The sequence below is a fragment of the Peribacillus sp. FSL M8-0224 genome (assembly GCF_038003055.1).
Lineage (GTDB): Bacteria > Bacillota > Bacilli > Bacillales > DSM-1321 > Peribacillus > Peribacillus frigoritolerans.
In genome coordinates this window covers 3,480,028-3,500,344 of record NZ_JBBOOJ010000001.1, presented here as the reverse complement: position 1 = coordinate 3,500,344, position 20,317 = coordinate 3,480,028, and the positions used below count along the sequence as shown (strand labels likewise).

Sequence of the window (20,317 nt, the reverse complement as noted above, 5' to 3'; positions counted from 1 at the left end):
TCTAGTTCTTATTTAAAATACCGTGCCAGGCCATTATAGATGGCCGATGTGATTTTTTCTTGATACTCATTCGACGTTAATGTCAACTCTTCCACTGGATTACTTAAATAACCTAGTTCAATGAGTGTAGCTACCCGTTTATTTTCACGGGTAACATGGTAATTCCCGTATCGTGATCCGCGATTGGGCACCTGCATGGTGGAACCGAGTGAATTGGCCAGTGTAGCCGCCAACGCACGCTGGTAGTCATGATAGTAGTATGTGGTTATCCCGCTGGTGATCTGGTCCTTGGTGCTATCATAATGGAGGCTGATGAAAGCATCCGCATTATGTATATGAGAAGTGCTGACCCGGGAAGGGAGTGGAACATAAGTATTTCCGCTCCTGGTCAGGATCACTTTAGCTCCTGCCGCCTGAAGTTTGTCCCGCAGCAATTCTGCCGTTCGAATCGTCAGGTTTTTCTCAAGTGTTCCACCGACCCCGATTGTACCGCTATCCCTGCCGCCATGTCCGGGATCGATGACAATCGTTTTATCCTTTAGGTATTTCTCGACGCCAGGTCGTTGGATCTGCTCGGCATTCCCTTCGATCGTCACGATCCATCCGGCCACATAAGCTGTTTTTCCGCCCTTTAGTTTAATGGAATACCAGTCGCCTTCCATACCTGATGCCGTGAATGTTTCACCTGCATTGGCCTGCTCTACAATCCCCGAGTTGCCATCCGGCTCATTTCTAAGGATCGTACCATCATGAATGATGGTAATCTTGTTTCCTTTTACCTCAACCTTTTTTTCCTTCGCCGTTTGCTCAACATTCTCTTTTTCCAGGTACCAACTCACTACCCAGCCCTTTTTGGAACCAGTTAGCTGGATTTGTGTCATATTTCCCTTTGTTTGGAGCACGGCGTAAGTCTCATCCTTGTTCACCGAACCGATGACCTTGCTTGAGAGCGAGGCTTCATTCCTGACATTTAAACCTGTAGCGGTCACCCTTGCAGTTGCGCCTGCCGTGTCCTTTTTCATATCAACATGATCTTCGCTTACTTGTATGTAAGGTTCAGCTACCCAACCGCGGGTTCCTTGGAAATCAATTTCAGCCCATTCATTTTCAACCCTGTAGACGGTCACTGACGTATTTTTATTCAGCTTTCCGAGAGCGGCACTGCTTGTCGACGGTTCCGAACGGACATTGAGCCGGTCCACCAAAGTTACTCCGGTTTTCACGGATTGATTCGTTCCTTTTTCCTTAGTTGGATCTTTCTTCGCTGTTTTTTCTGATGCGGAGGGAAGTGTAATGTAGTCAGAAGAGACCCAGCCTTCGATATCCGCCGTTTTGACCTTTATCCAATTCTCATTCTTTTCAATGATGTCAACGAAGGTTCCTTTACTCAAGGAACCAACCGTTTGAAATGTAGTGCCTGGACCTGTTCGGACACGGACGGAGCTGCCTGATATCGTCCCTTGTCCGGATTCCTTTTTGACCTGATTGGTATCAGACCCTGTTTGTCTCTCCACTAACCAATTGGCAACCCAGCCCGTTTTGCCGGTGCCAATCCGGATTTCAATCCAGTCGCCATCTTCATTCAGAATGGGATACGATTCCCCTTTTGACAGTTTTTTTACGATAGGGAAACTGAGACCTGCACCTTCACGGACATTGACCACTTGGGTCGTCACGATATTTTCCCCATCATCTTTTCCAAAAGCGTGATGGACGGGGAAAATCGCTGAGAATATCAGCATCAGTGTCAGGCCGAATAAACCCGATTTCTTCTTCATAAGTTGTCTCTCCCTTTTAATGTCTATATGTATGTATTCTCGTTCAATGAAAATTTCCCTCTCTCCGTGTGCAAAAAACATTTTTTTTAGGAAAGAATAGAGCTTATATAACTGTAGGAGGGAAACCACATGAAATTCAGCGAAAAAGATCAAACGAGCTTAAGCGGAGGCAACCAAGTACTGGGTGTCGATTTTCACGATTTCATCCAAAAGGAACAAAGCGCAAACCTTGTTGAATTGGCATCCGAATTCGGGGTCAATGTCCGGACGGTCAAAAATTTGAAAAAACGTTTGAACCAGTAAAAAGCGACAAAAATCCTCAATCTGCCTTGACATTTGATGTTAACGTCCGTATGATTATAAAATATCAGACTTATTACTGCAATAACCAATGATGGAGAAGAGTAATTAAGAAACACATGAAAAAGAGAGGAAATGCCGAGGCTGAAAGCATTCCACATGATGACTTAATGAAAGAACCCTCCGTAGGCTTCACTCCGAACGGATTTACTTAATAGGAGATGGACGTAAAACAGGCGTTAACTGTTTTTGAGCGGGGGCACTTTAATTTTGTGCTTCAACTAGGGTGGCACCACGGGATATCCAAACTCTCGTCCCTTGTAACATATACGTTACAAGGGGCGGGAGTTTTTTGTTTGGAAAAAATCAGTATAGCGTGCCGTATAAGAAAGGGCGCTATGCTTTAAAGGAGGAAACACATATGTCTATTCAGATTCCTAGAGGTACCCAGGATTTATTGCCTGGCCAAACGGAAATTTGGCAATATATCGAGAACACAGCGCGTGATATTTGTCACCGTTACCAATATAAAGAAATCCGCACACCGATTTTTGAGCACACGGAATTATTTTTACGCGGTGTTGGGGATACAACCGATATCGTTCAAAAAGAGATGTATTCATTTCAAGATCGCGGTGAAAGGAACTTAACCCTTCGTCCGGAAGGCACTGCATCGGTTGTACGGTCATATATCGAGAACAAAATGTTCGGGTGGGCCAATCAACCGGTCAAGCTTTATTATATCGGGCCGATGTTCCGTTACGAACGTCCGCAAGCAGGTCGATTCCGCCAGTTCGTTCAATTCGGCATCGAAGCTTTAGGAAGTAAGGATCCCGGAATCGATGCAGAGGTTCTGTCACTTGCGATGAACCTATACAAGGAACTTGGTTTGAAAAAGCTGAAGCTAGTCATCAACAGCCTTGGTGATAAGGAAAGCCGGACAGCGCATCGCAATGCGTTAATCAAACATTTCGAACCACGCATCGGCGAGTTTTGCGGCGATTGTCAAAACCGCCTCGAAAAAAATCCTTTGCGTATCCTGGATTGCAAAAAGGATCACGATCACGAATTGATGAACACGGCTCCTTCCATCATTGAATATTTAAATGATGAATCCCGTACTTATTTCGAAAAGGTGAAACAGCACTTAACCGATTTGGAAATCGATTTCGTCGAAGATCCGACTCTAGTGAGGGGCTTGGATTACTATAATCATACTGCATTTGAAATCATGAGTGATGCAGAAGGCTTTGGCGCCATCACTACACTTTGCGGCGGCGGCCGTTATAACGGGCTGGCTGAAGAACTTGGCGGACCGGAAACACCAGGAATCGGCTTTGCACTTAGCATTGAACGGCTGATTGCTGCCCTCCAAGCAGAAAACATCGAGCTTCCGATCAAAAAGGGAATTGACTGCTATCTTGTCTCACTAGGCGAAACAGCCAAGGATTATACCGTCAAACTTGCCCATCAATTGCGGAATGCCGGTTTTACCGTCGAAAAAGACTATCAAGATCGTAAAGTGAAAGCACAATTCAAATCAGCCGACCGCCTCGAAGCAAGATATGTGGCGACACTTGGGGATGATGAATTGGCAAATAATAAAATCAATGTAAAGTTTATGGAAACCGGTGAACAAGTCCAAATGGATCTTGCAACATTCGTTGAACAATTCAAAAAGCTACAGGCTTAAGGGGGAAATACCATGTTTGGCAGAACATACTTCAATGGTGAAGTGACAGAAGCAGCTATTGGTGAAAAAGTAACATTAAAAGGATGGGTACAAAAACGCCGGGATTTGGGCGGGGTCATCTTTATCGACCTACGTGACAGAAGCGGAGTCGTCCAAGTCGTTTTCAATCCGGACATTTCGGCAGACGCGCTTGCCACAGCCGAAAAAATCCGTAATGAATACGTCCTTGATATCCAAGGGACAGTCATCAAACGTGACGAAGCCAACTTCAATCCGAACGTAACAACAGGGACCATCGAAGTTCAAGCCGAAAACGTTACAATTTTAAACGAAGCAAAGACCCCTCCATTCATCATTGATGAAAGAACGGATGTATCAGAAGACATCCGCTTGAAATATCGTTATCTGGACCTGCGTCGTCCGGCGATGTTCGAAACATTGAAAATGCGCAACAAAACAACAAAAGCGATCCGTGATTACTTGGACGGTGAAGGCTTCCTTGATATCGAAACACCTATCTTAACAAAAAGTACACCGGAAGGAGCACGTGATTATTTAGTGCCTAGCCGTGTACACGAAGGGGAGTTCTATGCACTTCCGCAATCACCGCAAATCTTCAAGCAGCTATTGATGGTATCCGGTTTCGAACGTTATTATCAAATTGCCCGCTGTTTCCGTGATGAAGACTTACGTGCTGACAGACAGCCTGAATTCACGCAAATCGATATTGAAACAAGCTTCATGAGCCAAGAAGATATCATTAACACGGCAGAAAACATGATGGCTAAAGTGATGAAAGACGTAAAAGGATTGGACGTAACACTGCCATTCCCTCGAATGACTTACAACGAAGCGATGAGCCGTTACGGTTCCGACAAACCGGATACGCGTTTCGGAATGGAACTTAAAGATGTTTCCGATATCGTCAAAGACAGTGATTTCAAAGTGTTCACCGGTGCTGTTGCAAGCGGCGGTCAAGTTAAGGCAATCGTCGTTAAGGACGGAAATGCGGATTATTCCCGTAAAGACATTGATGGCTTGGCTGAATTTGCAGCGATTTACGGTGCTAAAGGCCTTGCATGGCTAAAAGTTGAAGAAGACGGTGTAAAAGGGCCAATCGCCAAATTCTTCGCAGAAGATCAACAGCAATTAGTATCTGAACTGGAAGCTGAAGTGGGCGATTTAATCCTTTTCGTGGCGGATAAGAAAGGCATAGTCGCAGATGCACTTGGAGCACTTCGCATCAAGCTTGGTAAAGAAAGAGGCTTGATCGATCAAAGCAAATTCAACTTCCTATGGGTGACGGACTGGCCATTACTTGAATATGACGAAGAAGAAGGACGCTACTATGCAGCACACCATCCATTCACAATGCCATTCCGTGAAGACATGGACAAACTGGAATCAGACCCAGCAAGCGTCCGTGCACAAGCATATGACCTTGTCTTGAACGGCTACGAACTTGGCGGTGGATCACTGCGGATATTCGAACGCGACGTTCAGGAAAAAATGTTCAAAGTTCTTGGATTCTCCGAAGAAGAAGCAAACGCACAATTCGGCTTCCTAATGGATGCATTTGAATATGGAACACCACCACACGGCGGAATCGCCCTTGGACTGGACCGCATGGTCATGCTGCTTGCAGGCCGCACGAACCTTCGCGACACCATCGCGTTCCCGAAAACAGCAAGCGCAAGCGACCTGCTCGTTGACGCACCGAGTACCGTAAGTGACAAGCAATTGGCCGAACTTAACCTAAGGCTTGCTGCACTTAAAAAATAATTCATTTGGGAAAAATATGAAAAAATACCTAGGTGTTTTTCCTTGAAACAGAGTTAAGCATTATGCTATGATGTTTTCAATAAGTAAGAGTCCTGATGTGTTCGTTCTTTAACCTATAAGTTTTGACCGAACACTTATAGTTACCGGGAGCACTAGTTTCCTGGCCGCGTAAAAGCCTCCCTCGAAGAGGACTTACAAACGCGAGGAACCGAGCACCCACCTGCGGAGAGCGGGTTCAAAACAAAGGCGTAAACGGCACAATTGGGACTCTTACACCTTACAAAGCAACTCATGTTAAATAACATGGGTTTTTTTGTGCGTTAAAATAGTTAACTCACGAGTAAATGGCGCAAACTCACGAGTAAATGGCAGAAATTCACGAATAAACGGCGAACTTACGAGTAAATGGCGTGAACTCACGAGTAAATGGCGAACTCACGAGTAAATAGCAAACTCACGAGTAAAAGAGCCAAATTCACGAGTAAATGGCGCAAACTCACGAGTAAATGGCGCAAACTCACGAGTAAATGGTGCAAATTCACGAGTAAACGGCGCAAATTCACGAGTAAATGGGGTGAACTCACGAGTAAATAGCAAACTCACGAGTAAAAGAGCCAAATTCACGAGTAAATGGGGTGAACTCACGAGTAAATGGTGCAAATTCACGAGTAAATGAGCCAAATTCACGAGTAAGCTACAAATCTCATGGATTAAAAAGAGTGAAATTACGGTAAAACGTCTGATTTCAGATCCTAGCAGGAAAAAAGGGCATTAATAAAGAAGCTAAAGGAGAAGGAGTTGATGTATGGATGTTAAAACCGTGTGAAAGGCCTATGAAAATGCTCAAACTGGAGGCATTAAGCAGAAGGCTATCAGCCAATCATCCAAAACAGGAAAGAATAAAGAACGATTTCCGGAAAATCCGTACAGGATTTAACGGGGAGCGGAGTATCGGAAAGGAGTTGAAGGATCTTCCGAAAGAATATCGAGTATTTCATGATTTGAGGTTAGACCACGCTGGGAGCCGTTATTTTCAAATGGATTTCCTAATAATCACCCGGAATTACTGTCTCATCATTGAAGTGAAAAACTTTGCGGGAACGCTCTATTTTGACCGCACCTATCCCCAATTGATTCGTTCAAAAGACGGACAGGAACAAGCATATCTGGATCCGCTAATCCAGGTCGACGTGCAAAAATCCCGATTAAATGATTGGCTTACTTTTCACAAATTCCCCTCGCTGCCGATTGAAACGTTAATTGCCAATGCAAACTCGAATACGATCATCAGGACTACCCCAGGTTTTACCCCCATTTTCAAAAAAATCACGGGAAAAGAAACCCTGATCAACAAAATTCACACCCTTGAAGAAAAGTATCCTTCTGAGCAATTAACCCAAAGGCAGAGCACTAGACTTTCGAACACGATTCTGCAAAAGAACACTCCACATAATCCTGATATACTCAATTTATATCAAATCGATGAGCAAGATCTGCTAAAAAGCGTTCAATGTCCTGAATGTGCTGCTCTCCATATGCACTATCACTGGGGAAAATGGTCATGCAGTCAATGTTCTTATGCCTCCAAAGATGCCCACATTCAAACTCTTCGCGATTTTGCTCTCCTCATAAAACCCAATATAACAAATAAACAAGCACGGCTTTTTTTACAAATAGATTCAATTGATATCATGCAGCGGATGCTGTCTGCACTGGAATTGCCTTATTCGGGGCAATTTAAAAATAGAGCTTACAGACTTGATGGATTTATTCACGAGTAAATAAGAATTCACGAGTAAACGGCGTAAACTCACGAGTAAAAGAGCCAAATTCACGAGTAAACGGCGTAAACTCACGAGTAAAAGAGCCAAATTCACGAGTAAACGGCGTAAACTCACGAATAAAGACCCCAAACTCAAATAAAACAACCAAAAAACCATCGAATATACTTCAAATATTCCCATTTAAGTAACATTACGCAATATAGATTCGTAAATTATAGTAAGGTTGAGCAATAGTCAGCCAAGGATAGAAAGTAGTGAGGGCTTTGAAAGATTTATTGTATGCAAAGAGGATGGAAATGCTTCAATTAGTGGAGCGGCTAGTGAATATAGATAGTGGTTCTCATACGAAAAAGGGTATTGATGAAATTGGTTCGATTTTGAAAACGAAATTTGAAAGCCTGGATTTTATTGTGGATACCGTTGAGCAACAGAGTTATGGCAATCAGCTGGTCATCCAGCATCGTGATGCGCATCAACCGCATATTCTGGTCGTTGCCCATATGGATACGGTTTTTCCGGAGGGGACAGCGCAAAAACGTCCTTTTAAAGTGAAGGGAAATCGGGCATACGGTCCTGGTGTGGCGGATATGAAGTCTAGTTTGGTTGAGCTTTTTTATGCGATCCTTTGCCTGAAACAGACGGGGCAGACAGGCTATAAGCATATCCAGATCATTTTTAATAGTGATGAGGAGATCGGGTCTCCGTCATCTGCTTCACTCATATCGGAAAAGGCAGCCAATAAGAAGTTTGCGCTAATTCTTGAACCGGCAAGGACGGACGGTTCGCTTGTCACGGCAAGAAGGGGATGCGGTCAGTTTAAAGTGGATATTGCGGGGGTGGCCGCCCATTCAGGGATCGAGCCGGAAAAGGGACGAAGTGCAATTGAAGAATTGGCCCATAAGATCATCGCCTTACATCGATTGAATGATCAGCAGAAAGGAATCAGCGTGAATGTCGGTATGATTGATGGAGGTTCCGCTGTCAATACAATCGCTTCCCATGCTGCCGCTTTTGTGGATGTGCGGATTTCGGAAAAAAGGCAGGAAGCCATCATCCTCAAGCAACTGAAAAAAATCTGTGCCGAAACCTATATTCCAGGAACGAAAACGACATTAAGCGGGAAAATGGACCGCTCTCCCATGGAAAAGAATGAGAAAACGAACTTGCTTTTAGAGACGATCCGTCAGGCTGGGAAGGAAATCGGCATCGAAATCACGGATACGGCCACGGGTGGAGGTTCCGATGCTTCCATCACTTCTGATTTGGGCATCGCGACAGTGGATGGACTCGGGCCCATTGGAGGGAATGCACATAGTGAAGAGGAGTATTTGGAAATTCCCAGCCTTACGGAAAGGACACTCCTATTGGCAACCGTCATTCAAAAATTAGCAAAAATGACCTAGCACACTAATTCCGATTAGACTGCTCATATTTCGCTTGTCATAAATGATGTTTATGATATATTGTTAATTGGGAAGCTAAATAAGAACAGAATTTATTGGAGTTGAATATATATGCTGCATCAGTTTTCACGTAATGAATTGGCAATTGGCAAGGAAGGAATCGATATTCTGAAAAACACGACCGTTGCTGTCCTGGGTGTTGGAGGCGTTGGTTCATTTTCAGCCGAAGCATTGGCACGCACCGGTGTAGGCCGCATTATTCTTGTTGATAAAGACGATGTCGACATCACAAATGTAAACAGGCAGATCCATGCTCTATTATCAACAGTCGGTCAACCGAAAGCGGAATTGATGAAAAATCGAATTCAAGACATCAATCCTGACTGCGAAGTGATCGCTCTTAAAATGTTCTATACAGAAGAGACGTTTGAGGAATTCTTCAGCTATGGTCTGGACTATGTCATTGATGCATCGGATACGGTCATTTATAAAATGCATGTGATGAAGGAATGCCTGAAACGGAATATCAAGGTGATTTCAAGCATGGGGGCCGCTAATAAGATGGACCCGACGCGTTTTCAAATTGCCGATATCTCCAAAACGCATACCGATCCGCTAGCCAAGGTCATTCGTACTAGATTGCGTAAAGAGGGCATAACAAAGGGAATTCCCGTTGTCTTTTCCGACGAGAGCCCTATTGTCATTCGTGAGGATGTGCGGAAAGAAGTCGGCAATGATGAGGCAAAAATCCGTAAAGCCCAAATGCCTCCGTCTTCGAATGCATTCGTACCATCCGTTGCGGGTTTAATTGCAGCAAGCTGGGTGATCAATGATCTATTAAAAGACATTGAAGTTCGCCGTGTAAACGATTGATAAAATCAACTGACTCTACAATGGGTCAGTTTTTTTGTGTCGAATAGTAGATATTCCCTTTTAATAACTTTTTTATCCATATCATATAGACGGGGTCGAAAGAATGAGATAAACTATTTTCAGAATATTATTTTTATTCAGATATTCTATTTGTTTAAAAGAACATACAAAACAAGGGGGTTTCAAATGAAGAAGAAAAAGCTAGCAGGAGTGTTTCTATCACTTTCATTGGTTGCAGGGGCGCTGGCAGGTTGCAGCGGCGACTCGAAAACTAGCAGTTCAGGCGGGGGTTCATCAAAATCGGGTGACACAATTAAAATTGGGGCCAACCTGGAATTATCCGGAGGTACGGCATCATTCGGCCAATCGGCTGCAGATGGTTTGAAACTGGCCATCGATGAGATTAATAAAGAGGGCATCGACGGTAAAAAACTGGAAATCGTTAAGGTTGATAATAAATCAGACGCAGCAGAAGCTACAAGCGGTTCGATCAAGTTAGTCAGCCAGGACAAGGTTGTGGCTGTAGTCGGATCTGCAACGAGCACGAATACATTGGCACAGGTTCAAGTCGCACAAGATAATAAAGTTCCTCTCCTTACACCAACTGCAACAAATCCCGACATTACCAACAAAGCTGGAAAATTAAATGATTATGTGTTCAGAACTTGCTTTATCGATCCATTCCAAGGTACGGTGGCTGCCAATTTCGCATCTGACGAAATTGGAGCAAAGACGGCTGCGATCTATGTGGATAGCGCAAGTGATTATTCTAAAGGATTGGCCGCAGCTTTTAAAGAAGCATTCACTGCCAAGGGCGGTAAAATCGTGGCGGAAGAAGCTTATGTAACGAAAGATACTGATTTCCGTTCTACATTGACACGTATCAAATCGGCAAAACCTGAGTTCGTTTTCCTTCCTGGTTATTATGAGGAAGTCGGATTGATCTTAAAACAGGCACGTGAAGACGGCATAGACCTTCCATTCATGGGCGGGGACGGCTGGGATTCCCCGAAGGTCGTTGAAATTGCCGGAGCGGATGCTTTAAAAAATACGTATATCACGAATCACTATTCCCCGGAAGATGAAGATGCAAAAATCCAGGATTTCGTTGCAGCCTTCAAAAAGGAATACGATAAAACACCGGATGCCTTTGCCGCACTTGGGTATGACACTGGGTACTACCTGGCAGACGCCATCAAGAGATCTGGAGATGCTTCCCCTGAAAAAATCAGACAAGCGTTGGAAGATGTTAAAGATCTTCAATTAGTTTCCGGTACGCTGAACCTTGATGAAAATCATGATCCGATCAAATCGGCGACCATCTTGGAATATGTGGATGGCAAACAAACATTCAAGACAAAAATCAATCCATAATACCTTACGTGGATAGGGGGCAAGTCCCTCCTATTCTATATTCACTTAAAAAACACCTTAACGGGGAGAGTGCAATATGGAACTGATTCAGCAATTGGTAAATGGCATTTCACTCGGAAGCATTTATGCTTTGATCGCGCTTGGCTATACGATGGTATACGGAATCGTCAAGCTCATTAACTTCGCCCATGGCGACGTATTCATGGTTGGTTCATTTGTGGGCTTTTACGCCATTACCGTAATGGACTTATCCTTCATACCGGCTTTATTGATTTCGATGGCCACATGTGCCATCTTTGGCGTTTTAATTGAACGCATTGCTTATAAACCCCTTCGTAATGCAACACGGATTGCGGCCTTGATAACGGCCATCGGTGTTTCCCTTCTGATAGAAAATGGGCTGATTTACATCCGGGGCGCCCAGCCGGAAGCCTATCCAAATAATGTCCTTCCGATGGATAAACTCGATATATTCGGAGTTTCCATCAGCAGTCAATCGATATTGATCTTATCCGTATCCATCATTTTAATGATCATCCTACAATTCGTTGTCCATAAAACAAAAATCGGCAAAGCGATGCGTGCCGTTTCATTCGATTCCGAGGCTGCCAAGCTGATGGGAATCAATGTGAACAATACGATTTCAGCTACGTTCGCCATAGGTTCGGCCCTGGCAGGGGCGGCTGGTGTCATTTTTGGCATCTACTATATTAAAATCGAACCGTTGATGGGGGTCCTTCCTGGCCTTAAAGCATTTGTTGCAGCCGTCTTGGGCGGCATCGGCATCATTCCGGGAGCGATGGTCGGCGGTCTGCTGCTTGGTGTGATCGAGGCTTTGGTCAGTGCAGCCGGTTACTCATTATGGCGCGATGGTGTGGCTTTCGTCGTACTTATCTTGATTTTGATTTTCTTGCCGCAGGGACTGTTCGGTAAAAATAAAAGAGAAAAAGTATAGGGGAGACATGGCGATGACTACTTTAAAGAATTCAAAGGGTTTTTGGCTCTCGATCGTGCTCGCACTTATTTTTTTCGGAATCATGCAGTACACCATTTCAAACGGTATCCTCAATCCATTTTATATCAACACGCTCATGTTCATCGGCATCAATATCATGCTGGCGACGAGCCTTCATTTAATCATTGGAATAACCGGGCAATTCTCGATCGGGCATGCCGGTTTTTTAGCGGTTGGGGCCTATGCTTCGGCAGTCATGACAATGAAGCTGGAACTTCCTTTCATCATAGCTGTATTGACTGGGGGCGTCATCGCCGCTGTTGCGGGTATGGTGATCGGAATACCCAGCTTGCGCCTGAAGGGGGATTACCTGGCGATAGCTACCCTTGGTTTTGGGGAAATTGTCCGGATCGTCCTTTTGAATATTGAATATGTAGGCGGTGCAAGCGGGATGCAGGTATCCCACCTGACTTCTTGGCCATGGGTTTTTGCCTGTGTGATGATCACCGTCTTAGTGATCAGGAATTTCACCAATTCGACTCACGGGCGTGCATGCATATCCGTAAGGGAAGATGAAACGGCGGCTGATGCGATGGGAATCAATACGACCTATTATAAAGTGGCGGCCTTCGTCATCGGAGCTTTTTTTGCCGGAATTGCCGGATCGCTCTATGCCCATAATTTTTATATTATCCAGCCATCGAATTTCGGTTTCCTGAAATCCTTCGATATACTGATTTTCGTCGTACTTGGCGGTCTTGGAAGTCTTTCAGGTTCGGTTTTGGCCGCCATTTTACTGACGATCGTGACGACATTCCTTCAGGATTATCCGGAAACGAGAATGATCATCTACAGTCTTGTCCTGATCCTGATGATGATTTTCCGTCCGCAGGGGTTAATGGGAACAAAAGAAATCACATCATTGTTCACACATAAAAAAACGAAAGGGGGCCCAAAGGATGGAAGCCACAATACCGTTGCTTAAGGTAGATTCGGTGGGTATCCGCTTTGGCGGATTGAAAGCGGTGTCCGATGTGAACGTGGAATTATTTCCAGGGGAACTTGTAGGCCTGATTGGGCCGAATGGAGCTGGGAAAACGACCTTCTTCAATTTATTGACGGGTGTGTATGTCCCTACAGAAGGAACGATCGCCTTAAACGGGGAAAATCTAAATAAGCAGCCGCCTTATAAAATTACCCGAAAAGGGATCTCGAGGACCTTTCAAAACATTCGCCTCTTCAGTGAGCTATCCGTAATCGATAATGTGAAGGTTGCTTACCACTCGCTTGCCAAGCATGGAATTCCAAGCTCCATATTCCGGTTGCCCGGACATTTTTCAGGGGAAAAGGAAATGGATGAAAAGGCACTCGAATTTTTGCGGATTTTCAATCTAGACCATTTTAAGGATGAAAAAGCTAAAAACCTTCCATACGGACAGCAAAGGCGGCTGGAAATCGCCCGTGCCCTTGCCGCCAATCCGAAACTTCTTTTACTGGACGAACCGGCAGCCGGAATGAACCCCCATGAAACGAAAGAATTAATGAACCTCATTGCTTTTATCCGGAAGGAATTCAACCTTACCGTTTTGCTCATCGAACATGATATGTCACTGGTCATGGGTGTATGCGAACGGATTTATGTCCTTGATCATGGACAGCTCATCGCTCACGGAAAGCCGGAAGAAATCCGCAACGATCCAAAGGTTATCGAGGCATATCTAGGGGAGGAGGTTTCCTGATGCTGAAAATAGAAGACATCAATGTTTATTACGGCAATATCCAAGCGCTAAAAGGGGTTTCCATGGAGATAAATGAGGGGGAAATCGTGACTTTGATCGGGGCGAACGGAGCGGGAAAAAGCACGCTGCTCAAAACGATTTCCGGTCTGTTAAAACCAAAGCAAGGGAAAGTTCTGTTTGAAGGCGATTCGATTGGGGGAAAAGCGGCACAGGCCATCGTGAAAATGGGCATATCCCATGTACCTGAAGGACGACGTGTCTTCGCCAACATGACGGTGGCAGAAAACCTGGAGCTTGGAGCTTATTTGCGGAAAGACAAAGATGGCATCCATAAGGATATGGAAAAGGTATACGAGCTATTTCCGAGGCTGCTGGAGAGAATCAAACAGCAGGCCGGCACGCTTTCAGGCGGCGAACAGCAGATGCTTGCAATGGGTCGGGCTTTAATGGCGAAACCGCGATTATTACTGCTCGATGAACCTTCGATGGGCCTTGCACCGCTTCTGGTGAAGCAAATATTCAACATCATCCAGGAAATCAGTGAGTCCGGCACAACGATCCTTTTGGTCGAGCAAAACGCCAACCTCGCCTTATCCATTGCGGATCGGGCGTATGTCGTTGAAACGGGCCGAATCGTCCTGTCGGGCAATGCCGAGGAACTAACATCAAGTGAAGAAATAAAAATGGCCTATTTAGGAGGCCACTAAAACCGACGTTTGGCGGTTTTTTTGTTTGTTGATCGGGTTATGCAAAATATGCAGGAAGATAAAAAAGCACAGGGTTTCATGCATGATTTTATACATCCAATATAGTATTATTCAATTTTGATATAGGAATTAAGACTAAAAAAACACGAAAAAACTGGGTTTAATTCCCTATCAATATACTTGTATTTTGGTAAAAATGTAATTAATAGGATGAGAGAAATAAGAGAATGAATAAAATTTTTTGATCTATAAATAAGGATTTTGTAATATCAATATAATTTAATTATCAGTTTTTTCTGATTATATCGCTTGTTTTCGCAATATTTAAAATATATAAAGATAAAAATGATAGAGCACTACCTGTGAAAAATATCCTATCTAGCGAAATCTTCTCGCAATTATTGTATAGACGGAATGAAAATTATGCGGTAAACTATTTTTCGAAATATTAATTTAATTTGAAACATTTCATCTAATCAATTTTTTTCTGAAGCATCATGAATAAATATTCATGCATCAGAGCTTGATTACAAAATGGGGGGATTATTTATGAAAAAGAAAAAATTAGCAAGTGCATTCCTTTCTCTATCACTTGCTGCAGGAGTGCTAGCGGGTTGTTCCGGCTCTGGTTCATCTGAAAAATCAAGCGGGGATGGAGATACGATCAAAATCGGTGTCAACCTTGAATTATCAGGCGGTGTCGCTTCATATGGACAATCGATTGCAGAAGGTCTGGAGCTTGCAACTGCAGAAATCAATAAAGAAGGCATTGACGGTAAAAAAATCAAACTAATTAAAGTCGATAATAAATCTGAAGCGTCCGAAGCGACAAGCGGAGCGATCAAGCTGACATCACAAGATCAGGTTGCAGCGATCGTAGGCGCAGCAACAAGCACGAACTCGATTGCACAAGTACAGATTGCCCAAGATAATAAAGTGCCGGTCATCTCACCTTCAGGTACAAGCCCTGAAATCACTTTCAGCAAGGATAAATTGAACGATTACGTTTTCAGGACAAGCTTCATCGATCCGTTCCAAGGGACGGTAGCTGCAAACTTTGCCGCTAAAGAAATCAAAGCGAAAAGTGCAGCCATCTATATCGACAGCTCAAGTGATTATTCAAAAGGGTTAGCCGCAGCCTTTAAAGAACAATTCGAAAAGAATGGCGGAAAGGTTGTTGCTGAGGAAGCTTACATTGCGAAGGATACTGATTTCCGTTCCACATTGACTCGTTTGAAATCGGCAAAACCTGATTTCATTTTCCTTCCTGGTTACTATGAGGAAGCTGGTCTGATCGTGAAGCAGGCACGGGAAACAGGACTTGACGTTCCATTCATGGGCGGCGACGGCTGGGATTCTCCTAAGCTAGTTGAAATTGCCGGTGCAAAAGCTCTAAATAATACGTTCATCACGAACCACTATTCTTCAGGTGACCCTGATGAGAAAATTCAGAATTTTGTGTCAGCATTTAAAGCGAAGTACAAAGATAAGTCCCCGGATGCATTCAATGCCCTAGGATATGACACAGGATACTTCCTTGCAGACGCGATTAAACGTGCTGGTTCAGCGGATTCGGAAAAAATCAAAGAAGCGCTGGAAAAAACGGCTGACCTTGAGCTTGTTACGGGTACATTCACATTGGATGAAAAACATAATCCAATCAAATCTGCTACCATCCTTGAATTTAAAGAAGGAAAACAAGTATTCAACACAAAAATTAATCCTTAATTTCGGAGAACAACTCCAACCCTTTCGCCGGCCCTTCATTAATAAGAAGGTGCTGGCGAATTCTCATTTTTCAAGCATGCCAGGGTGCTGAGCATCCCCTTAGCGGAATGAAAAGAGTCTGGACTAATTACTCATAAAATTAGATTTTCAAGGAGAGTCGAACATGGAATTGATACAACAGTTAATAAACGGGGTTTCATTAGGAAGTATTTATGCCCTTATCGCTCTCGGATATACGATGGTTTACGGGATTGTTAAATTGATAAACTTCGCCCATGGCGATGTATTCATGGTCGGCTCATTCGTTGGGTTTTACTCAATAACGGTCCTGGATCTGTCATTCGTGCCAGCCCTATTAATCTCGATGACGGTCTGTGCGCTGTTTGGAGTATTGATCGAGCGAATCGCGTACAAGCCATTACGTAACGCAACACGTATCGCGGCACTTATCACGGCCATCGGTGTTTCCCTTTTGATCGAATACGGATTCATCTACGTCCGCGGTGCACAGCCGGAAGCTTATCCGAATGATGTATTGCCGACAGACAAGTTCAATATTTTTGGAGTTTCCATCAATAGTCAATCGGTTTTGATTTTTGGAGTGGCTGTAGTCTTGATGATCATCCTGCAAATCATCGTTCATAAATCAAAAATCGGAAAAGCGATGCGTGCCGTTTCCTACGATGCGGATGCAGCTAAGCTGATGGGTATAAATGTCGATAACACGATTTCTGCCACCTTTGCAATCGGTTCCGCATTGGCTGGGGCAGCCGGCGTCATTTTCGGTATTTACTATATTAAGATCGAGCCGCTCATGGGTGTGCTTCCGGGATTGAAGGCATTCGTTGCCGCCGTACTTGGAGGGATCGGGATTATACCGGGCGCGATGGTCGGTGGCCTATTGCTAGGTGTCATCGAAGCTTTGGTCAGTGCCGCCGGTTACTCATTATGGCGTGATGCTGTAGCCTTCGTCGTACTGATTCTTATCTTGATTTTCATGCCACAAGGCTTATTCGGTAAAAACAAAAAAGAAAAAGTATAGGGGAGACAAAGCAATGACTACAATTAAGCGAGCAAAAGGTTTTTGGCTCTCGATTTCACTATCATTGATCTTTTTCGCCGTAGTTCAAGTGTTAATCGGCGGCGGATCGCTAAATCCTTTTTATCAAAATACGCTCATGTTCATCGGGATCAATATCATTCTGGCAGCGAGCCTGCACTTGATCATCGGGATAACCGGGCAGTTCTCCATCGGACATGCCGGATTCCTGGCAGTCGGTGCCTATGCTTCAGCCGTCATGACGATGAAGCTGGAAATGCCATTTTATGCGGCATTGATAGTCGGCGGTTTGGCGTCAGCGCTGGCAGGATTGATCATCGGAATTCCAAGCTTACGCTTAAAAGGTGACTATCTGGCGATTGCGACCCTTGGTTTTGGGGAAATCGTCCGGATCATGCTTTTGAATATCGATTATGTCGGCGGGGCGAGCGGCATGCAGGTTTCCCATTTGACCACTTGGCCGTGGGTATTCGCTTCCGTCATCGTAACGATCATCGTCATCCGAAACTTTACTAGCTCGACCCACGGAAGAGCCTGCATATCGATCCGCGAGGACGAAACGGCTGCCGATTCGATGGGAATCAACACGACCTATTACAAAGTTGTCGCCTTTGCGATTGGTGCTTTTTTTGCCGGTATCGCTGGGGGGGCTTTACGCTCATAACTTCTATATCATCCAGCCATCGAACTTTGGATTCCTGAAATCATTTGATATTTTGATCCTTGTCGTTCTTGGCGGTCTTGGAAGTCTTTCCGGTGCCGTATTGGCCGCGATATTACTGACGGTAGTCACGACTTTCCTGCAGGATTATCCGGAAACACGAATGATCATCTACAGTCTTGTGCTTATCGTGATGATGCTCTATCGCCCGCAAGGATTAATGGGTACCAAAGAAATAACATCCATGTTCAAACGTAAAGGAGGAAGCAGCCATGAAAAAAATAAAAACACCGCTGCTTAAAGTCGATTCGGTCGGCATCCAGTTCGGAGGGCTTAAAGCCGTTTCTGATGTTAACGTCGAGTTATATCCAGGAGAACTTATTGGCTTGATCGGGCCGAACGGCGCTGGAAAAACCACTTTCTTTAACTTGCTGACAGGAGTTTACGTCCCGACGGAGGGCACCATTTCTTTGGAAGGTGAGAACTTAAGAAAACTGCCTCCATATAAAATCACGCAAAAAGGGATCAGCCGGACATTCCAGAACATTCGCTTATTCAGTGAACTATCCGTGATCGACAATGTAAAAGTGGCCTATCATTCACTTTCGAAGCATGGCATCTTAAGTTCGATCTTCCGCATGCCGATCCATTTTAAAGGCGAAAAGGAAATGGATGAAAAAGCGATTGAGTTCCTGAAGATCTTCAACCTTGATCAATATAAGGATGAAAAGGCAAAGAACCTGCCATATGGTAAACAAAGACGTTTGGAGATCGCCCGTGCCCTTGCCGCCAACCCGAAACTGCTTTTGCTCGATGAACCGGCAGCGGGGATGAACCCCCAGGAAACGCACGAACTCATGAATCTGATTGCCCTCATTCGTGAGAAATTCGATTTGACCGTATTATTGATAGAACATGATATGCCGCTCGTCATGGGTGTTTGCGAACGCATATATGTACTCGATCACGGACAGCTGATCGCTCAAGGAAAGCCAGAGGAAATCCGTAACAATCCAAAAGTCATCGAGGCCTATCTGGGCGAGGAGGTTTCATAATGTTAAAAATCGAGGACATCAACGTCTATTACGGAAACATTCAAGCCTTGAAAGGAATCTCGCTTTCTATTAACGAAGGCGAAATCGTAACCCTGATCGGGGCGAACGGAGCCGGGAAAAGCACGTTGCTGAAAAGCATTTCCGGACTATTAAAACCAAAACAAGGGAAGATCATATACGAAGGGGATTCCATCGGCGGAAAGGCAGCACAATCCATCGTGAAAATGGGCATTTCCCATGTCCCTGAAGGCCGGCGGGTCTTTGCTAACATGACCGTCGAAGAAAACCTTCAGCTTGGTGCTTATCTGCGCAAAGATAAGGCAGGCATCAAGCAGGACATGGAGAAAGTCTATGAATTATTCCCGCGTTTGCTTGAGCGGCTGAAACAGCAATCCGGAACCCTTTCCGGCGGGGAACAGCAAATGCTCGCGATGGGCAGGGCACTCATGGCCAAGCCCCGGCTTCTGTTACTGGACGAGCCATCGATGGGACTCGCGCCATTATTGGTGAAGCAAATCTTTCATATCATCGAAGAAATCAACAAAACCGGTACAACGATTCTGCTGGTCGAACAAAATGCCAACTTAGCGCTATCCATCGCGGACAGAGCCTATGTTGTCGAAACCGGCCGAATCGTCCTATCTGGCAAATCAGAGGAACTGACCGCAAGCGAAGAAATCAAGAATGCCTATTTAGGCGGACATTAAACCTGTTACAGACTGCAGACGAACTCGAGGAAAAACGAGTTTGCCTGCAGTTTTTTTATTTCAAAAAAAATTCCAGTTGATTTCAGAAATCCGCTCCCTTTCCGCCGACTGTCTGCCAAGCCTCCTCGCCTAGCGGCTGCGGTGTCTCGGCTAGCCAGTAATTCTTCAGGAGTGTCGCAAATTTCTTCCATCCAATAAGGATTACAGTAAAAAAACATAAAGAATAATGTAGTCTTGTTTTAAAATCATGGTTTAGAATTAGAACATTCCGAACTCCCAGACTGACTGCAGACGAACTCGAGGAAAAACGAGTTTGCCTGCAGTTTTTTATTTTAAAAAGGTTCCAGTTGATTTCAGAAATCCGCTCCCTTTCCGCCGACTGTCTGCCAAGCCTCCTCGCCTAGCGGCTGCGGTGTCTCGGCTAGCCAGTAATTCGGCAGGAGTGTCGCAAATTTCTTCCATCCAATAAGGATTACAGTAAAAAACATGAAAAATAATGTAGTCTTGTTTTAAAATCATGGTTTAGAATTAGAACATTCTGAACTCCCAGACTGACTGCAGACGAACTCGAGGAAAAACGAGTTTGCCTGCAGTTTTTTATTTTAAAAAGTTTCCAGTTGATTTCAATAATCCGCTCCCTTTCCGCCGACTGCCTGCCAAGCCTCCTCGCCTAGCGGCTGCGGTGTCTTGGCTAGCCAGTAATTCGGCAGGAGTGTCG

17 protein-coding genes, 1 other RNA gene, 1 pseudogene and 1 other annotated feature are annotated in these 20,317 nt (G+C 44.5%); of the genes and pseudogenes, 17 read left to right on the top strand and 2 right to left on the bottom strand.

What is annotated here, in order from left to right; genetic code table 11:
- Positions 1–8: 8 nt before the first annotated feature.
- Positions 9–1,778 (bottom strand): SH3 domain-containing protein, encoded by a 1,770-nt coding sequence (locus tag MKX49_RS16815; protein ID WP_340877106.1) that lies wholly within the window; start codon positions 1,776–1,778, stop codon positions 9–11.
- 129 nt (positions 1,779–1,907) lie between these two features.
- Here MKX49_RS16815 and MKX49_RS16810 point away from each other — a divergent pair, with 129 nt between their 5' ends.
- From MKX49_RS16810 to ssrS, 4 genes are all read left to right on the top strand, one after another.
- Complete coding sequence (locus tag MKX49_RS16810) at positions 1,908–2,081, top strand: hypothetical protein (RefSeq protein WP_053535815.1); 174 nt, start codon at positions 1,908–1,910, stop codon at positions 2,079–2,081.
- Positions 2,082–2,160: 79 nt separating this feature from the next.
- Positions 2,161–2,400 (top strand) — a binding site (T-box leader).
- Positions 2,401–2,499: 99 nt separating this feature from the next.
- Complete coding sequence (hisS, locus tag MKX49_RS16805) at positions 2,500–3,771, top strand: histidine--tRNA ligase (RefSeq protein WP_034308774.1); 1,272 nt, start codon at positions 2,500–2,502, stop codon at positions 3,769–3,771.
- A 12-nt stretch (positions 3,772–3,783) separates the two neighbouring features.
- Positions 3,784–5,553, top strand: coding sequence for an aspartate--tRNA ligase (aspS, locus tag MKX49_RS16800; RefSeq protein ID WP_340877105.1), 1,770 nt, complete (start codon positions 3,784–3,786; stop codon positions 5,551–5,553).
- 86 nt (positions 5,554–5,639) lie between these two features.
- A non-coding RNA gene (gene ssrS / locus MKX49_RS16795) (6S RNA) lies at positions 5,640–5,825 on the top strand.
- Between the two features lie 163 nt (positions 5,826–5,988).
- On the opposite strand, the gene MKX49_RS16790 is transcribed toward ssrS, so the two are convergent.
- On the bottom strand, positions 5,989–6,240 hold the full coding sequence (locus MKX49_RS16790; protein WP_340877104.1) for a hypothetical protein: 252 nt from the start codon (positions 6,238–6,240) through the stop codon (positions 5,989–5,991).
- Between the two features lie 122 nt (positions 6,241–6,362).
- On the opposite strand from MKX49_RS16790, the gene MKX49_RS16785 reads away from it, so the two are divergent.
- From MKX49_RS16785 to MKX49_RS16725, 13 genes and pseudogenes are all read left to right on the top strand, one after another.
- Positions 6,363–7,334, top strand: a complete 972-nt coding sequence (locus MKX49_RS16785; protein WP_340877103.1) for a nuclease-related domain-containing protein — start codon at positions 6,363–6,365, stop codon at positions 7,332–7,334.
- 257 nt (positions 7,335–7,591) lie between these two features.
- The gene (locus MKX49_RS16780) at positions 7,592–8,740 is read left to right on the top strand and encodes a M20 family metallopeptidase (RefSeq protein ID WP_340877102.1); all 1,149 of its coding nucleotides are present in this window, start codon (positions 7,592–7,594) and stop codon (positions 8,738–8,740) included.
- A gap of 111 nt (positions 8,741–8,851) precedes the next feature.
- Positions 8,852–9,613 carry a tRNA threonylcarbamoyladenosine dehydratase gene (locus MKX49_RS16775; protein ID WP_054400119.1) on the top strand — a complete coding sequence of 254 codons (762 nt, stop codon included), beginning with the start codon at positions 8,852–8,854 and terminating at the stop codon, positions 9,611–9,613.
- A gap of 186 nt (positions 9,614–9,799) precedes the next feature.
- A complete protein-coding gene (locus tag MKX49_RS16770) occupies positions 9,800–10,987 on the top strand; it encodes an ABC transporter substrate-binding protein (protein ID WP_251539714.1) in 1,188 nt (395 codons plus the stop codon).
- Between the two features lie 76 nt (positions 10,988–11,063).
- Complete coding sequence (locus MKX49_RS16765) at positions 11,064–11,942, top strand: branched-chain amino acid ABC transporter permease (RefSeq protein ID WP_034308761.1); 879 nt, start codon at positions 11,064–11,066, stop codon at positions 11,940–11,942.
- Positions 11,943–11,955: 13 nt separating this feature from the next.
- Positions 11,956–12,927 carry a branched-chain amino acid ABC transporter permease gene (locus tag MKX49_RS16760; RefSeq protein WP_048684386.1) on the top strand — a complete coding sequence of 324 codons (972 nt, stop codon included), beginning with the start codon at positions 11,956–11,958 and terminating at the stop codon, positions 12,925–12,927.
- Positions 12,902–13,681 carry an ABC transporter ATP-binding protein gene (locus MKX49_RS16755; RefSeq protein ID WP_053535808.1) on the top strand — a complete coding sequence of 260 codons (780 nt, stop codon included), beginning with the start codon at positions 12,902–12,904 and terminating at the stop codon, positions 13,679–13,681. The genes MKX49_RS16760 and MKX49_RS16755 overlap by 26 nt, the downstream gene beginning before the upstream one ends.
- On the top strand, positions 13,681–14,388 hold the full coding sequence (locus MKX49_RS16750) for an ABC transporter ATP-binding protein (protein WP_251539712.1): 708 nt from the start codon (positions 13,681–13,683) through the stop codon (positions 14,386–14,388). The genes MKX49_RS16755 and MKX49_RS16750 overlap by 1 nt, the downstream gene beginning before the upstream one ends.
- A 549-nt stretch (positions 14,389–14,937) precedes the next feature.
- Entirely contained in the window at positions 14,938–16,116 is a 1,179-nt protein-coding gene (locus MKX49_RS16745) for an ABC transporter substrate-binding protein (RefSeq protein WP_048684380.1), read from the top strand.
- A 163-nt stretch (positions 16,117–16,279) separates the two neighbouring features.
- A complete protein-coding gene (locus MKX49_RS16740) occupies positions 16,280–17,158 on the top strand; it encodes a branched-chain amino acid ABC transporter permease (protein WP_095390668.1) in 879 nt (292 codons plus the stop codon).
- 13 nt (positions 17,159–17,171) lie between these two features.
- Positions 17,172–18,138: pseudogene (locus tag MKX49_RS16735) on the top strand (branched-chain amino acid ABC transporter permease).
- Positions 18,110–18,892: an ABC transporter ATP-binding protein gene (locus MKX49_RS16730; RefSeq protein ID WP_034308746.1), complete on the top strand. Its 783-nt coding sequence runs from the start codon at positions 18,110–18,112 to the stop codon at positions 18,890–18,892. The pseudogene MKX49_RS16735 and the gene MKX49_RS16730 overlap by 29 nt, the downstream one beginning before the upstream one ends.
- Positions 18,892–19,599 carry an ABC transporter ATP-binding protein gene (locus MKX49_RS16725; RefSeq protein WP_034308744.1) on the top strand — a complete coding sequence of 236 codons (708 nt, stop codon included), beginning with the start codon at positions 18,892–18,894 and terminating at the stop codon, positions 19,597–19,599. The genes MKX49_RS16730 and MKX49_RS16725 overlap by 1 nt, the downstream gene beginning before the upstream one ends.
- The last annotated feature ends 718 nt before the right edge of the window (positions 19,600–20,317 follow it).

Coding starts and splice junctions, on each gene's coding strand:
- MKX49_RS16815 (WP_340877106.1), bottom strand. CDS start 1,778: ATGAAGAAGAAATCGGGTTTATTCGGCCTGACACTGATGCTGATATTC.
- MKX49_RS16810 (WP_053535815.1), top strand. CDS start 1,908: ATGAAATTCAGCGAAAAAGATCAAACGAGCTTAAGCGGAGGCAACCAA.
- hisS (WP_034308774.1), top strand. CDS start 2,500: ATGTCTATTCAGATTCCTAGAGGTACCCAGGATTTATTGCCTGGCCAA.
- aspS (WP_340877105.1), top strand. CDS start 3,784: ATGTTTGGCAGAACATACTTCAATGGTGAAGTGACAGAAGCAGCTATT.
- MKX49_RS16785 (WP_340877103.1), top strand. CDS start 6,363: ATGTTAAAACCGTGTGAAAGGCCTATGAAAATGCTCAAACTGGAGGCA.
- MKX49_RS16775 (WP_054400119.1), top strand. CDS start 8,852: ATGCTGCATCAGTTTTCACGTAATGAATTGGCAATTGGCAAGGAAGGA.
- MKX49_RS16770 (WP_251539714.1), top strand. CDS start 9,800: ATGAAGAAGAAAAAGCTAGCAGGAGTGTTTCTATCACTTTCATTGGTT.
- MKX49_RS16765 (WP_034308761.1), top strand. CDS start 11,064: ATGGAACTGATTCAGCAATTGGTAAATGGCATTTCACTCGGAAGCATT.
- MKX49_RS16760 (WP_048684386.1), top strand. CDS start 11,956: ATGACTACTTTAAAGAATTCAAAGGGTTTTTGGCTCTCGATCGTGCTC.
- MKX49_RS16755 (WP_053535808.1), top strand. CDS start 12,902: ATGGAAGCCACAATACCGTTGCTTAAGGTAGATTCGGTGGGTATCCGC.
- MKX49_RS16750 (WP_251539712.1), top strand. CDS start 13,681: ATGCTGAAAATAGAAGACATCAATGTTTATTACGGCAATATCCAAGCG.
- MKX49_RS16745 (WP_048684380.1), top strand. CDS start 14,938: ATGAAAAAGAAAAAATTAGCAAGTGCATTCCTTTCTCTATCACTTGCT.
- MKX49_RS16740 (WP_095390668.1), top strand. CDS start 16,280: ATGGAATTGATACAACAGTTAATAAACGGGGTTTCATTAGGAAGTATT.
- MKX49_RS16730 (WP_034308746.1), top strand. CDS start 18,110: ATGAAAAAAATAAAAACACCGCTGCTTAAAGTCGATTCGGTCGGCATC.
- MKX49_RS16725 (WP_034308744.1), top strand. CDS start 18,892: ATGTTAAAAATCGAGGACATCAACGTCTATTACGGAAACATTCAAGCC.